We start from the raw sequence: 15,505 nt of genomic DNA on the forward strand, positions 1-15,505 counted from the left end.
CATGCTGCAAGTCAAGAACATTTCGGGAGGCTATCAAGAGCGAAAGATTATCGAAAACCTTTCCTTCTCAGTAAAAAAAGGGGAAATATTTGGCATTTTGGGGCCAAACGGGAGTGGAAAGACGACACTATTAAAAATGATCAGCGGGATTCTTCCGGTTAAAAGCGGCACGATCGAGCTTGCCGGCAAACCTCTTTCTGCTTATTCTCCGAAAAAATTGGCGCAAAACATCGCTTCATTGCCGCAAATCCCAACGCAAATGTTTGATTATACCGTTTGGGAGACAGTGGCGCTCGGCCGTTATCCTTTTCAAACGGGTTTCTTCAAGCGGTTGACGGGAGAAGATGAACAAATCATCCAAAAGACCATGGAGCAGACGAATATTTCCCACTTAAAAAATAAAGCGATCAATGAATTAAGCGGCGGGGAAAAACAGAGGGTTTTTTTAGCGCAGGCTCTTGCACAAAACCCCGTTTTGCTTTTATTAGATGAACCCACGAACCATCTTGATATTTCCCATCAAAAAATCATGCTTGATCAGTTGAAAAATTGGACACAATCAAATGGATTAACGGTTGTCTCAATTTTTCATGATTTGAATTTAGCAAGCCTTTATTGTGACAAACTGCTGTTATTAAAAGATGGAAAAGCGGTTGCCGTTGATAATCCATCTGTCGTGATGAACGAAAAAACGATTGAACAGGTGTATGGTGTTTCGATTGTCAAACAATCACATCCGGAGCTTGCCCGCCCGCAAATGCTGCTTATACCCGAACAGAAACAGGAAGAAACATATAAAGTGACAAAAAGGGACATTGTTCAGACGAAGGAACTCATCTATTTAAAAGCGGCATCGCCGCTCAAAACCCTTTCATCTGCCATTATTGGCGGAGGATTTGGCTGGCACAGCACTTTTGTCAACCGTCATGTCGATAAAAGCTACAATTGTCAAGACAGCCGTTCGGAAATGGCCGATTTTCTGCAGAAAAACGGGTTTGATCAACATGCAACAGTCGCCATGATGACCGCGGCTTGTTTGGAAGATGGGGTAGTCAGCGAGCTTGAAGCAGAAGGAGTCTCCGTTGTCATTGTTGTGACAGCAGGACTTTCCAATGCAGTGGATGCAGCAAATAGTATAAAACGGAATGGCATAGCTTCAGGGACGATCAATACATGGATTTTGATAAACGGACGGTTATCTGATCAAGCATTTATTGAAAGTGTGATGACGGCAACAGAAGCCAAAACGAAGGCGCTGGCTGATGAAAAAGTGTTGGATCCTGTCTCCAATACGATTGCAACAGGTACTTCCACAGACAGCATATTGGTGGCTGCCACGCAAAAGGGCATTTTTCATCAGCACGCTGGCACGATCACAACACTTGGAAGATTGGTCGGCAGGGGGGTATATGAGAGTACAATTCAAGCGATTCAGCTAAATAAAAAAAGAAGGGGAAGGACATGACAGAACATGTAATTGCGATCATGCTGGCGTTTGTAATCGATCAAGTCATCGGGGATCCGAAAAATGCCCCCCATCCCGTCCGCTTGTTTGGCTGGTCTATTGCGTTTTGCGAACGGCGCCTCAACAAAGGGCGCTTTAAGAAAGAAAAAGGTATGGCGATGATCATGCTGGTCGGTTTATTTTTTATGCTGGCCGCTTTTTCAATTGTGTCATTTTTCTCTAGGCTTCACCCAGCAGCGGGCATTTTTGCGGAAGCGGTGATCATTTCTTTTATGATAGCGGAAAAAAGTTTGCGGGAAGCAGCTTTGGCAGTTTATGAACCGCTTTGCCAAAAAAATCTCGTTTCGGCAAGAGAAAAGCTGTCATGGATTGTCGGCCGCGATACGGCAGATTTGCCAGAATCGGAAATCGTTCGGGGAACGGTGGAAACGGTAGCGGAAAATACGAGCGATGGCATTACCGCACCGCTTTTTTGGGCGCTGTTCGGCGGAGCTCCTTTTGCGGTTTTGTACAGGGTCGTCAATACTGCGGATTCGATGGTAGGCTATCAAAACGAGAAGTTCGCTGAATTCGGGTTTGCTTCCGCCAAGCTGGACGATTTGTTGAATTACCTTCCGAGCCGTCTGACAGCTTTCATCATGGTACTTGTCAATCATCCGGCAAAAGGGATTCAAAAGCGGGAATGCTTTTCCATTCTGAAAAGGGATGCGCGCAAACACCCCAGCCCCAACAGCGGATTTCTTGAAAGCGCCATGGCTGCTTTGCTGGGTGTATCATTAGGGGGAATCAACCGTTATCAAGGGAAAATTTCTAATCGCCCTAAATTGGGAGACGGGGTTTATTCGCTAGAAGCAAAACATATTCCGGAGGCCATTGATATTATGAAGAAAACAGACAGGTTTTTCTTGCTATTTTTCATGATCGGAGGTGTATGCTTCGATGCTGCCATCACATGGAGCCAATCCATCTTATCTTTATAAATCATTGAACATCCGGATGCCGGAAAACATCATCGATTTCAGCGTCAACATCAATCCTTTCGGCCCGCCTGAATGCATCCGCAAAAATTGGCATCGCTTTTTTTCATTTGTTTCCGATTATCCAGACCCTGATATAAGGGAATTGCGAGCGGTAATTGCCGGAAAGGAAAATGTTTCGCCTGAAAATATATTAATTGGAAACGGTGCCGCAGAACTTATTTTTATCATTGCAGCCGCCTTGCTGCAAAATGAAGACGTTTTGATCGTGGAACCGGCATTTTCAGAATACCGAAAAGCATGCGAACCGTTCTCAAAGAGGATTTCATCCTATGTTTTAAAAGAGGAAGAGAATTGGGAGTTGAACGTTGAGGAGCTAAAAACGGCTCTTTCCGGGAAAAAAGCGGTTTTCCTCTGCCACCCCAACAATCCGACAGGCAAAGTATTTAACCGGGAAGCATTATTGGAAATCATTCAAGATGCCAAAAAGAAGCATGCGTTTGTCGTTCTGGACGAAGCATTCTATGATTTCGCCTTGGAAAACGTATCAATTCTGAATTGTTTATCATCTTTTTCCAATGTGATCATTTTGCGTTCTTTGACCAAAATGTATGCCATTGCAGGTTTAAGACTCGGCTTTTTGTTTGCCGATGAGACGGTCATCCAGAGACTAAAAAAATTTCAGGTGCATTGGAGCGTCAACGCCATTGGACAGAGGGCGGGAATAGAAGCATTAAAGGACGAAGACTATGTTAAAAAAACAAAAAGAATGATCTCTCAAGAACGGAAGCGAATGTTTGAACATCTCCATGAACTTGGTTTTGTGGTGGCGGACAGCTCTGTCAATTTTTATTTGTTAAGAGAGCAGCCAAAAAAAGATATGCTGCCTTTGATCCGCTTTTTATTGGAAAGAGGTATAGTACCTAGACATACATACAATTTCAACGGGCTGTCCGGCAAATACATTCGTTTGGCGGTTAAGAGAAAAGAAGAAAACGACCGGCTTCTTTCAGCGCTTAAGGAGTGGAAGGACAAGTGTTAATCTTTGTGACCGGCGGGGTGAGAAGCGGGAAAAGTTCGTGGGCAGAACATTATTTGACGGCTAAAAAGAATCAGGCCAACCGCCTTGTTTATATTGCAACCTCTTTTCCATCAGACGAAGAAATGACAAAACGAATATTGCAACACCAGCTAAAAAGAGCCCAAGGCAAAGAAAAATGGCTGGCAATTGAACAGACAAATGATGTCGGCAAGTTATCGAAAAAACTGCAAAAAAATGATTTTGTGCTGCTAGACTGTTTAACAACGTTGTTGACGAACGAACTTTTTTTTCATGAACAACATGGTGAACGATGGCAGGCCGCTTCTTTTCGCCAATATGTGTTGGAAAAAATCATCCGTGATCTATCTGAGCTGCAAAAAAGCTGCGAGCTATTTTGCATCGTCTCCAATGAGGTCAACTGGGAATTTCCAGCGCGGTCAAATGCAGTGTTCCAATATGTTCGCCTTCTCGGCCATCTCCATCAACAAATCGTTGAACGTGCGGATTTGGTGGTCAGAATGGAATTCGGCATTCCAGTTGCTATGAAGGGAGAACTACAATGAAAGGGATCATGATTCAGGGAACGGCTTCTGATGTTGGCAAAAGTTTCATTGCAACGGCATTTTGTGCTATTTTTCACAAACTTGGCTACAAGGTTGCTCCGTTTAAATCACAAAATATGTCAAACAACTCATATGTCACATTGGATGGAAGGGAGATCGGCAGGGCTCAAGGAATTCAGGCAGAAGCCGCCGGCACGGCGGCCTCCGTCTATATGAACCCGATTTTATTGAAACCGAAAAGCGATTGCACTTCGGAAATCGTCTTGCTTGGCAAAAGCTATGAAACATTAGGCGGTCAAGCTTACCGCGAAAAATTTTATCTAAAAGGGCTGGAAGCGATTCAGCTTTCACTGGAAAAGCTGTCGGAACAATATGATTTTCTCGTGATGGAAGGGGCAGGAAGTCCTGTTGAAATCAACTTGAAAGACAGGGAACTTGTCAACATGAAAGTGGCCGAACTGGCCGACGTTCCGGTGATACTGGTGGCAGATATCGATCGGGGCGGCGTGTTTGCCAGCATTATCGGGACGCTTGAACTTTTTTCCGAAGAAGAACGTAGCCGGGTAAAGGGGATTATCATCAACAAATTCCGAGGAGATCTCAGCTTGTTTCAACCCGGTGTGCAATGGCTGGAGGAACGGACGGGCATCAAAGTATTAGGGGTGGTCCCTTATGTTTCCGGACATATGATCGAAGGCGAAGATTCTTTGTCGCTCACCAAACGATTTGCCAACCAAAACAGGAGAGAAATTGACATTGCGGTGGTAAAGCTCCCCTATATATCCAATTACACGGACGTTGAGCCGTTTTTATTTGAAGAAGATGTTTCCATCCGACTTGTGTCCGGCCCGGATGAATTCGGCGAACCGGATGCCCTCGTGATTCCGGGAACGAGAAGCACGATTCACGATCTGCAACAATTGAAAAATAGCGGCTTGGCTCAAAAGATTAAAGCATACAACCAAACGGGCGGAACGATCATCGGCATTTGCGGCGGTTATCAAATGCTTTCAAGATACTTGTATGATAAAGCCGGATCGGATACAGGGGTGAAAGGACGTTATGAAGAAGGATTCAACATCCTCCCAGTGGGCACAACTTTTTATTATGAGAAAAAAACGGTGCGGAACAAAGGAATTATTCATCCGCAATCAGGTTTTCCCCAGTTTTTCGTGGAAGGGTATGAAATTCATTTAGGCGTAACCGAACCGATTGTTCCGCAAGCAGTGCGGCCTTTTATCAAGCTTTCGGACGGGACGGATGGTGCGGTGATCGACTCTGGAAGGGTGATTGGCACATATTTCCACCATATTTTTTTCAATGACGAATTCCGCACGGAATGGCTCAACAGGATTCGAGAACGGAAAGGACTTGAAAAAAAGCAAGTAAAATGGTTGAAAAAGGAAAAAACAAAAAAGTATGAACAGATTGCCCGACATGTCCAAAACCATATTCATATGGATGATTTGCTCAACATCATTCAATCGTGGGGGGAATGAAATGAGAACGGCCAGACAAATAATGGAGGGTTTTTTTCTTGCGCTCCAGTTTTTCACAATCATTCCGGTTCAAAAGGAGTTTGCAATAGATGAGAAACGGCTCAAATTTGCGGTGTTAAGTATGCCGATGATCGGGGCTTTCATCGGTTTGACAGGCAGTTTGATCATCTATATGGCAAAATTTTGGACACCATTGTCCAATTGGGCTTGCGCTCTTTTTCTTTTATTCTATTTTGTGGCGATAACGGGCGGTATTCATCTTGACGGTTTTACAGATACAGCGGATGCCTATTTTTCTTATCGCGACAAGGAAAAAAGGCTGAAGATTATGGAAGATCCCAGAGTGGGAACGTTTGGGGTGTTGGCGCTGCTGTTTTTGTCAGCTTTTCGCTTTTTGTTTATGGCGGAAATCATCGGTGCAATCGACAATTTTTGGTTTGCTGTGTTCATTCCGTTTTTTTCCCGTCTCATCGTTTGCGCCCTAATGATTGATGGTCCGGGAATGGCGAAACGGGAAGGGCTTGGGTACTTGTTTGCTAAAACGCTTGCCAAAAAAGATTTCGCCGTTCTGATCGGTTATTTGTTATGTTTTTTCATCGCCGTCCCCATGATCCCGGGTTTACCAGCCGTTTATCTTTTGATGGCCTTATCGTCTATTTTCCTTTATTTGTACGCCCGCCGGTTTTTCCTTCAATCGTTCGGCGGCTTAACAGGAGATTCCTTTGGAGCAGTGATTGAAGGGAGTGAGACAGTTTTATGGATGGTAACGTGGTTGTTACTCTTATACGTCATGGGTTGACAGAAGCAAATAGACAAAAACGCTATATCGGCTGGACGGATGAAGCACTGTGTGAAGAAGGAAAAAAAGCTTTGGAAAAAAGCCATTATCCAAAAGCTCCTGATCTGGTAATAGCAAGCGATTTGCAACGCGCCGCAGAAACGGCCGGCATCATTTACCCAAAACAAAAATTCGTTGCCTTAAAAGAACTCAGGGAAATGAATTTCGGCGATTGGGAACAGAAAACCTATTCCGAACTGAAAGGAGATGCCCGCTATCAAAGCTGGCTTCGCGATATGCTGCATCTTGAAGTGCCAAACGGAGAATCGTATCCAACCTTTTCAGAAAGGGTCAAAAGAGGCTGGGAAAAGACGGTCACCTATTTTTTTGATGAAACCATTTCCCACATTGCAATGATCACTCATGGCGGCGTCATTCGCGAGATCCTTTATCGGTATGGACCCGAAGGATCATCATATTGGCAATGGCGCTTGGATCATGGAGCGTATTGTTCATTGACAGGAAAGCGAACAGATGTAAGGAGGGGAAAGCGGTGCATGTTGTTGTCGGCGGAGCGTTCAACGGAAAAAGAAAATGGGTGAAAGAGCATTACCGGCTGCAATCCGGCGCTTGCAAATGGTTTTGCGGCTATGTAAAGAAAACCAAAGTGTCTGAAATTTATGAGACGGAGCATTTTCAAAAAATAACGGTCATTGAAGGAATTGAACAATATATTTTTCATCTGATCGATCAATCGTCGGACTGGCAAAAAAAGTGGGAAAAGATGATTTTCAACTGGCATGAGTGGGAAGTAAAAAAGAGAGGAACAGTCATTATTATTGCCAATGATATTACAAAAGGCGTTGTTCCAATTGACCCATTGGAACGCAAGTGGCGGGATGCATGCGGGAGCTGCCTCCAACAATTGATTGCGAAAGCAGGACGCGTTGATATCATTTGGTATGGAATCAGTGAAAGATTAAAATAAAAGTACGGTTAAACTTCTTTCATTCGTTATATTAATGGGAAGATTGCGCAATTAAAAAGAAAGAGGGAACAGAATGAAACAATATGCGTATTTGATAATGTTTATTGCACTTTCCGTTGTCGGAGCATTTATTAAAATCCCCGCGTATATTTCGAGTGTTGCCCTTGATTCATTTCCAGCCCTTGTGGCCGCTGTCGTATTAGGGCCGGTTGCGGGAGCAGTTGCGGCTTTCTTTGGTCATATCATGTCAAGCTATCTCGCTGGTTCTCCGTTAGGAGCGTTTCATGCAATGATTGCAGTCGAAATGTTTTTGCTCGTTTGGGCATTTGGGGTGATTTACAGAAAAAACAAATACGCAGCAGCCGTTTTCTTTTTTATCGCCAATGGTTTTTTAGCTGCCGTTCCTTTTTCCTTTCTGATCGGGAAAGGCTTTTATTTCGGGTTGCTGCCGGGATTGGTCATCGGTACAGCCATCAATTTAATGATTGGTCATATCGTAACCATAAAACTTGTTCCTATTTTAGAAAAACAAAAAGGGGTTCACCGCCATGAGAGACGTTATCATGATTCCGATATCAAATGATGAAGATCTTGTGATTGCCGCTGACAATTCCGGCGGTGTGGGACAAAAATTGTTCGATTACGTCAAAGTTGATTATGAAACGGTCGCTTATTATGGTTTAAGAGTAGCTTTATCCGAATGTTTAACAGTGGGGGCAAAGCCGCTTGCTATCGTCATGCAAAACCTCATCGGTGAAGAAGAATGGTCTCATTTGCAAAAAGGCTGTCAAACCCTTTTCTCGGAACTTAAGTGCGAACCGATTCCCATAACCGGAAGCACAGAAAGCAATTTCAAGATGGTTCAGTCCGCTTTTGCGATCATGGTCATCGGGAAGGTGAGAAGAGCAGACATCAAGGTTCGGAAAACGCCAAGCCATGCGAAATTTGCCTGCATCGGAAAACCGCTGTGCGGAGGCGAAGTAATCGAAAAAAAACATGAAATCGGGCCTCTGCCAATCATAAAAAAACTATTGGAATTGCCGTATGTATTTGAAATCGTTCCGATCGGCTCAAAAGGAGTTCAATATGAATGGAAAAAGCTTTGTGAAGAAAACAAGTTAGATTATTGCCAAATCACTTCAACAGAAATTGATATAACAAAATCGGCCGGACCTGCCACATGTTTTTTAATCTCGTTTCATCCAGACCGAACCGAAGACATTGCCAAAGCGGCAGGCGGGCATTTTTTCCAACTTAATACAAAATGAGGGTTCGAAAATCATGAGCCCAAACTATTAACTTGTTTCCTGTATTTTGCCAAAAGGAGAAAGTGACTTTCATTTTGCTAACCAATTTTTTTACAAAATGAAATTTATTTTTGAAACAGTTCCTAAATAGGCCTTGAACTAAAAATCAAACTGTGAAAGTAAGTTAGACATAAATGAAAAGTTTTTTGCTTGTTTTCCAAAACTAAAACGTTGACTGTACGGTTAATTTTTTGTAAATTAAAAATAATTCTATAAGCAGGGGTGAATGTATTGGGAAGTATTATAGAATTGGAGAGTTAGCCGAGAGAACGAACGTTTCAAAACGAACGATCGATTATTATACGAAGATCGGCTTATTGCACCCAAGGCGCTCTGATTCCAATTATCGCCTGTATGATGAAGAAGCGGTTGAAGCGATTGAATTGGTGAAGCGGTATAAAAAAATGAACTGTCCGCTTTATGAAATTAAAGATATCATTGATATGTTGCAATCAAAAACACTATCAAATCAAAGCTTGGAAATGCATGTCGACCATATTGCCCAACTTATGCAAAATCTTGAAAAAGAAATAAAAGACATGCAGCAATTGATGGATCATATGAACAGGGAACAGCGCACCATCATAATGGAAAAATTGTCTAAGCAAAGTGCCAATTTGGTGAAGGCGCTGCTGGCAACTTATTATTAATCATATTCCCTTTTAAGAAAATACTAAATAAAAGTAAGATTACAGGAGGTGTATTCCTTACTGTTTAGAAGCGGTAAGGGAGATATTTGGAAATTTTCAATTTGCTTATAGTGGCTTTTTTAATCGCCCTCTCAGGTTTTTTTGTGGCATCGGAATTCGCTATTGTCAAAGTCCGAACTTCAAGAATCGATCAGCTTATTTCGGAAGGAAATAAACAAGCGATTGCAGCCAAGAAGGTTATATCCAATTTAGATGAATATTTGTCAGCTTGTCAGCTTGGAATTACCATCACCTCTTTAGGATTGGGCTGGATTGGTGAATCTACGATTGAGCATTTATTGCACCCTGTGTTTGTTTATTTTCAGCTTCCAGCCTCGGTTACAACCATTTTATCTTTTGTAATCGCCTTTTCCGTTGTGACGTTTTTGCATGTTGTTGTCGGCGAATTGGCGCCGAAAACATTCGCCATACAAAAAGCGGAACATATCACGCTACTTTTTGCCCGTCCGCTCATTTTGTTCGACAAAGTCATGAAACCGTTTATTAAGATTTTAAACGGCGCTGCGAGGCTTTTGACGGGTTTGTTTGGCCTCAAGCCGGCACAAGAGCATGAAATTGCCCATTCGGAAGAAGAATTGCGCATTATTTTGTCTGAAAGCTATAAAAGCGGGGAAATCAACCAGTCGGAATATAAATATGTCAACAACATTTTTGAGTTTGACAACCGTATTGCAAAAGAAATCATGGTTCCAAGAACAGAAATTGTTGCTTTTGATAAAGACATGAAATTAAAAGACTGCATTGAGATTGTCATGGAGGAGCATTATACGCGCTATCCCGTATTTAACGGCGATAAAGATAATATGATCGGAATCGTAAACATGAAGGAGGTGCTCACCGACTATGTCAAAGGAATCCAAGGAGAAAAAACGGTGGGCGAATATGTGCGGCCAGTCATTCATGTCATTGAAACGATTCCGATCCATGACCTGTTGGTTAAGATGCAAATGGAACGCATTCATATGGCCATTTTAATTGACGAATACGGCGGGACGGCAGGTCTAGTGACAGTCGAAGATATTTTGGAAGAAATTGTCGGGGAAATTCGCGATGAATTCGATGCGGATGAAACTCCGCAAATTAAGAAAATTACTGATTCGAAAACGGTTGTCGATGGAAAAGTTTTGATAGAAGAAGTCAATGATATTTTTGGCCTCCAGATTAAAGAGTCCGATGTTGATACTATCGGCGGATGGATTTTAACCCAAAAGATGGATGCGAAAGTCGGAGATGAAATTGATTTTGACCAATATTCGTTTAAAATTTTAGACATGGACGGGTTTCATGTCAAAACGGTTGAAATTGCTGAAAGAGAATCATGAAATTAACGAAGATGTTACTAAAGATTTTCTTTTTTGAAGGACAATAAAAAAACAATAAGATCAATTTAAGATCCACCGCTATCATTGCGGCAGAGATTCTTTACTTTTCTTTTATATATAAAAGAAAATCTTGTTTTTGCAGAAGAGATTTTCAGAAACAAGCTCTTCCATACAAGCCATTTGTTCTTTATTCGTCATTAACATGGTTATCAACTTCAACTTAAGCGATGAATAAATAAAGATTCTAACTAACGGTAAAGGCTGTCGGGAAACACTCCGACAGCCTGATTTTCACTTCACCAACTTTTTGAAAACGTCATGTTTTGCTTTGACATTTACAAAAAAGAATGGAGAGTAGACGGCTTTCTCTTACATAGTGATTACGGGTTCATCAAGTCAATATAACTGCAAAATGAACCCAAGATTATTTTAGAAAAATATGGAAAACTCCTCCGGAGAATTTAAGGAAAAGTGTTTCAATCTGTACTTTTTTCGATCAGGGTTCCTGTACGACAAATATGTCAACTTGACAACCATCAACGGTTTAATACCGCTTCAATCGCTTTTTAGTCTTGCTACTTCACAAGGGTCACTTCAAATTGGCTCGGTATAAAACTCGCCATGAATCCTATCAAACCTCCATTTCAGCCAAGCCCCTGTTTCAGGTTCAATGGAAGAAAGACGGAGCCATCCGTTTTTCACTTTTTGACGGAAAAAGGGATTGTCCCGGAGCAGCCGCTCGATATAAAAACTCGGTGCTTCAATGATCAAGAGTAAACGAAGGGGGGAATGGAACAGCTCCCCGTCGGAAGAAGCAACCGACTGCCACGGAAGACCGGAAAGCAAGTCGCTCCCATTCCCTTGCATCACCCCGAATCCACCTGTAACCGTCTGCGTCGTTTTGCTGCCGCTTCCGTAATAATGCGGTGCAACGGTTGATGCGTAATATTGCAAATTGATCCATTGCCCGACCGTAGCAGGACCGGAGATGATATTTTCAAGTGCTTCGCCGGATTGGTCTTTTCGCCAGTCATAGCTGTGTAAAAACACTTTCCCGTCTAAATGGCAATGTTTTGTAAGCGTCCTGCGGCCGATAATAAAGGCTGCGTTTCCAGCCAATCCCCATTCAGGACGGATTTCGCTCCAATCGACGGAACGGCGGCTCGCCTCAGTCACCGGATTTTTCGACTTGCCGGTGCAAGGGAGATTCGCCAGCCGTTCGGCGTTTGCTTTCCGTTTCACTTCTTCTAGCTTTCCTTTTAGTAAACGGAGTGACTGCTCTGCCTTTTTCGATAAGGTTGGCAAATCGAGTAAGTAGAGTTCGTCGACCGTTGTGATATGTTCCGCTGCCACAAATACGGTTTCATCTGGAATGAAGATCCCTTCCTTCACCAGTCCTTCTCTTACTTCCTGCAAGTTACATAGGCTTGCAAACACGCGGGCATTAAAAGCTCCGGCTGTTCCGCCGCACGCCCCGCAATCAAGGGAGGAGGCATACGGGTTATTCGTTGTCATACTTTCGTGACCGCAGACAACGACAAGGGGGGCAAAAGACGATGTTAACCCGATATTTGTTAACAATTGTTTTACGTACTGAACTTGTTCTTCTGTTGTAAACCCGATGGGCAAACCGGATGATGAACAAGACACTTCATGATGCAATGACAAGTTTGTCGGCGGCTTCCGTTCAGCTGTTTTTTCAGCTTGCTGGAGAAAATGGCCCGCCCATCTAGGGGCAATGCTTCTGGCGATTGTATGCAAACCAAGCCATGGGCCGCTCATTTCTGGAAGCAATAAACTCGCTAATGCATCTTTTTTCATTTTTTTAAAGGTGCCCCCGATGAACTGAAATACATTGAGCCGGCGACGGTATTTTGCAGCATCATCTTGTGCAGATTCGTAAATTTCATGCTTCGGCTCAATGATCGCAGGACAAGAAGGATGGGTATGGTCGCTGTCAAGTTCACGCGTTCGGATCGGCAAACCGAAAAATCCTGCGCAACCGTACGTTTCAAATGGACCGGATTCCTCTAAATGACGGCGAAAAGGCTCGGAACGGACATCAATGCAGAAAAGAAACTGGACGGCGGCCTGCTCTTTTTGTCCAATGTATGGACGGGATGCAATTTTTTCTTGCAGCCGGGATTCGTACGTCTCTTCCCACGCCTCGAGCCAAAGGTGATAACGATTGATCCGCCAAAACCGGTCGGCAAACAATAAACAGGATGTCATTTCATCCTTCGACAATTGCCTCCACTCATCCACAGATATTCCTCCCCAATGGATCCATGCGGCCAAAAGGGGAAGTAAACTTGAAACGTCAGCCTTTTTCTCCTGTTCCAGCGGCAAGTAAGGGGAGACAAATGCCCATTCTAACGAAAGACGAATGGCCAAATAATCAACTAACAGTTGGAGGCCTTCTCCACTTTGCTGCGAACGCCACTTTAACATGCCGGCCCATCCCGGCAATGCAAGAAGATGCGATTCTAAATAGTCTTTCGCCTTTTCATCGTCTATATCAAGCAGCGACAGCGAAAACAACAGTGCTGTTTCCGCATCTTCCGGCCAGTCAGCTAGGCGTTTTCTCTCATTTTTTGAAAGAGCCGGATCGTTTTGGATAAGTTTTTGCCAAGCAGGATAAAATCCCTGTTCCCGGAAGGGCATTGCCCATGCAGCTTGATTATCATCCAAATATAGTTTGCACCATTTGATCATTTGTTGATCAAGCCGTTCGTCTAGCTTGTAAATGCGGGTACAAATCGGCTTCACCACCGCTGCGTTTGTGGAACCGATCCACTCGGCTATTTCCTCCGCCAGCTCGTTCAGTTCTGATGAATCTAACCATTCATGTGGTACGGTTTCGTTCCACAAAAGTGCATGGCACAACTGTTCCGCTTTGTGGCGATGAACGGGTAGAGACTGCTCGGAAAGCCAGTTCTCCAGCTGTTTTTCAACGAAGGAGGGATTGATCTCGCCTCTAGCGAGAGCTTTGCGTACAACCGCCATTGTCGGATACAGGTGAACATGCTGGGTTTGTTGAAAATGCTCGGCTACTTCGGTAAACGGCATATGTTCAAGTTCCATCCACGGATGCCGTGCAATGAACGTTGAAATCGGCCAAAGGGGAGCAATTGCATCGCATGCCTGTTCCACGAGCTGAAGAATAGAGCGGGACACATCTTTCTTATTTCGTTTACTTTGCTCTTCAGGACGTTCAAGTGAAATCACTGTTTTACTCATGGGTCATCTCCTCCTTCATATATGCATGCAAATAAAGGGGATGCCGTTCAACCGCAGACAGACTGGGCTCGCCAAAATGAACAAGCCGCATATAAAATCGGGCAGCAATACCGGAAGAACGTTGTTTAAAGAGCTGTGCCAACGCCAATGCGGAAACAATAAACAAAATGAAAGTAAGCCATTCAAGGACAAGCGGAGGTGCAAAGTGAGAAGCCTCTGCTTTATGCAGCATGGCCATTAGTCCGCTGCGCACTTCTTCTGAAATAAATGCCAGTATCGCTGCTAGTGCCAACCCAAGCCATCGACCTTCTCGGAAAAGCGCAAATCTGCTCCATGCAATCGTCATGGACGAACCAAGGAGCAAAGCGCTCAATAGGCGCGCCGGCTCTTCCGGCGAAACGGCCCAGAAGCCGAATCCAAGTGCCAAGCCAAGCATCGTGCCGACAAACCTATGTCCTTTTTTGTGCACCAATGTTCGTGCCGAATGTCCCGGACGGGGAACAGCCGATCCGGACTGTAAAAATAAAGTCGCTTTAAATAAGCCGTGCAAAATAAGATGAATGACTGCCGCCTCGTAAGCGCCTAATGCACATTGAATAAGCATCATACCCATTTGTGCCATCGTTGAGGCGACTAGTTGCCGTTTATAATCTACTTGAACGAAACTGACGCCGGTACCGATCATGACGGAAATAAACGCGATTAGAAGAAGGAGAGCGTGTGTGACTGTGTCCGTAAACAACGGTGAGAAATGCCAAAGCAAAAGTCCTCCGGCATTGACAAGACCGGCGTGCATCACAGCCGAAACCGGCGTCGGCGTTACCGCAGATTCAAGCAGCCAACGGTGGAAAGGCCATTGCCCGGCAGGAATGATGGCCGCCAAAATAAGCAGCAAGCTTATTCCGGCTGTCTCCCACCATTTAAGATGAGACAACTTATCCGTTGATAAAGCGCCCGATAACTTCCACTCCCCAGTCGCATGAAACAGCCAGACAGACACTGCACATACCGCAAGGGAAGAAACAAAAAACATTGTTCCCATTTGCACCGCTTCAGCTTTTGCCGGCCGCCATTCTTTTTTTAAAGCCGTCAAAAAGACAAGACCGAAAAGAGGCATCGCCCAGCAAATGCTAAACAGGCGTAGATCATCAGTCATCCAAGTGCTGGCGGAAGAGCCGGTTGTCCATGTCAAGAATAGAAAATATAGCCGGTAGACTCGATCCCCATGCAAATATCGAATGGAAAACCGCTGGATGATAAAGCCGAGTGTTGAAATATAGACCGCCATCATCCAGCTAATCGTGTCGAGCCGCCATGGTCCGGCTTTTATTTCCGCGCCAGAATAAATCCACCCGAAGAATGCCGAAGCAATCGGCAAAAGAAGCAGGCCGACGTGAACATGTACATACCAGTCGGGCACACGAGGATGCAGATAAATCAATGCGCTTATGAGCACAATCATCAATGCTGCCAGCCATCCGAAAACCAACATTTCTTGCAAATTTCGTTCCTCCTCTGGTGTGACCTTTTTGAAAGAAAAAAACCGGCTATGTCATTCTAAGCAAAACAGCCTTTTTTAAGAAAATGACTGTCTTTTGCCTAAAAATGACGATA

General features: G+C 43.9%; 14 protein-coding genes. 12 read left to right on the forward strand and 2 right to left on the reverse strand.

The window, feature by feature from the left end:
• Position 1 precedes the first annotated feature (1 nt).
• The 12 genes from NSS70_RS07680 (at position 2) to NSS70_RS07735 (ending at position 10,651) form a co-directional block, all read left to right on the forward strand.
• Entirely contained in the window at positions 2–1,465 is a 1,464-nt protein-coding gene (locus NSS70_RS07680) for an adenosylcobinamide amidohydrolase (protein WP_063389405.1), read from the forward strand.
• Positions 1,462–2,445 (forward strand): adenosylcobinamide-phosphate synthase CbiB, encoded by a 984-nt coding sequence (gene cbiB, locus NSS70_RS07685; RefSeq protein WP_339199523.1) that lies wholly within the window; start codon positions 1,462–1,464, stop codon positions 2,443–2,445. Before NSS70_RS07680 ends, cbiB begins: the two co-directional genes overlap by 4 nt.
• Positions 2,405–3,484, forward strand: coding sequence for a threonine-phosphate decarboxylase CobD (gene cobD, locus NSS70_RS07690; RefSeq protein WP_339199526.1), 1,080 nt, complete (start codon positions 2,405–2,407; stop codon positions 3,482–3,484). The genes cbiB and cobD overlap by 41 nt, the downstream gene beginning before the upstream one ends.
• Positions 3,478–4,047: a bifunctional adenosylcobinamide kinase/adenosylcobinamide-phosphate guanylyltransferase gene (locus NSS70_RS07695; RefSeq protein ID WP_339199528.1), complete on the forward strand. Its 570-nt coding sequence runs from the start codon at positions 3,478–3,480 to the stop codon at positions 4,045–4,047. The genes cobD and NSS70_RS07695 overlap by 7 nt, the downstream gene beginning before the upstream one ends.
• Complete coding sequence (locus NSS70_RS07700) at positions 4,044–5,546, forward strand: cobyric acid synthase (RefSeq protein ID WP_340881217.1); 1,503 nt, start codon at positions 4,044–4,046, stop codon at positions 5,544–5,546. Before NSS70_RS07695 ends, NSS70_RS07700 begins: the two co-directional genes overlap by 4 nt.
• Position 5,547: 1 nt before the next feature.
• Positions 5,548–6,345, forward strand: a complete 798-nt coding sequence (gene cobS, locus NSS70_RS07705) for an adenosylcobinamide-GDP ribazoletransferase (RefSeq protein WP_340881218.1) — start codon at positions 5,548–5,550, stop codon at positions 6,343–6,345.
• A complete protein-coding gene (locus NSS70_RS07710) occupies positions 6,303–6,926 on the forward strand; it encodes a histidine phosphatase family protein (RefSeq protein ID WP_339194974.1) in 624 nt (207 codons plus the stop codon). Before cobS ends, NSS70_RS07710 begins: the two co-directional genes overlap by 43 nt.
• Complete coding sequence (locus NSS70_RS07715) at positions 6,878–7,312, forward strand: bifunctional adenosylcobinamide kinase/adenosylcobinamide-phosphate guanylyltransferase (RefSeq protein ID WP_311067123.1); 435 nt, start codon at positions 6,878–6,880, stop codon at positions 7,310–7,312. Before NSS70_RS07710 ends, NSS70_RS07715 begins: the two co-directional genes overlap by 49 nt.
• A 73-nt stretch (positions 7,313–7,385) precedes the next feature.
• Positions 7,386–7,895, forward strand: a complete 510-nt coding sequence (locus NSS70_RS07720) for an ECF transporter S component (RefSeq protein WP_311067124.1) — start codon at positions 7,386–7,388, stop codon at positions 7,893–7,895.
• On the forward strand, positions 7,861–8,580 hold the full coding sequence (locus NSS70_RS07725) for an AIR synthase related protein (RefSeq protein WP_063389397.1): 720 nt from the start codon (positions 7,861–7,863) through the stop codon (positions 8,578–8,580). Before NSS70_RS07720 ends, NSS70_RS07725 begins: the two co-directional genes overlap by 35 nt.
• 287 nt (positions 8,581–8,867) lie before the next feature.
• Positions 8,868–9,269: a MerR family transcriptional regulator gene (locus tag NSS70_RS07730; RefSeq protein WP_340734413.1), complete on the forward strand. Its 402-nt coding sequence runs from the start codon at positions 8,868–8,870 to the stop codon at positions 9,267–9,269.
• 86 nt (positions 9,270–9,355) lie between these two features.
• Positions 9,356–10,651, forward strand: coding sequence for a hemolysin family protein (locus NSS70_RS07735; RefSeq protein WP_311067126.1), 1,296 nt, complete (start codon positions 9,356–9,358; stop codon positions 10,649–10,651).
• A gap of 594 nt (positions 10,652–11,245) precedes the next feature.
• Here the strand turns inward: NSS70_RS07735 and NSS70_RS07740 are convergent.
• On the reverse strand, positions 11,246–13,891 hold the full coding sequence (locus NSS70_RS07740) for a DUF2309 domain-containing protein (RefSeq protein ID WP_339211265.1): 2,646 nt from the start codon (positions 13,889–13,891) through the stop codon (positions 11,246–11,248).
• On the reverse strand, positions 13,884–15,383 hold the full coding sequence (locus NSS70_RS07745; protein ID WP_339199980.1) for an NADH dehydrogenase subunit 5: 1,500 nt from the start codon (positions 15,381–15,383) through the stop codon (positions 13,884–13,886). Before NSS70_RS07745 ends, NSS70_RS07740 begins: the two co-directional genes overlap by 8 nt.
• Positions 15,384–15,505: the final 122 nt, after the last annotated feature.

It is taken from the genome of Aeribacillus sp. FSL K6-2848 (assembly GCF_038004325.1).
Taxonomy (GTDB): domain Bacteria; phylum Bacillota; class Bacilli; order Bacillales; family Aeribacillaceae; genus Aeribacillus; species Aeribacillus composti.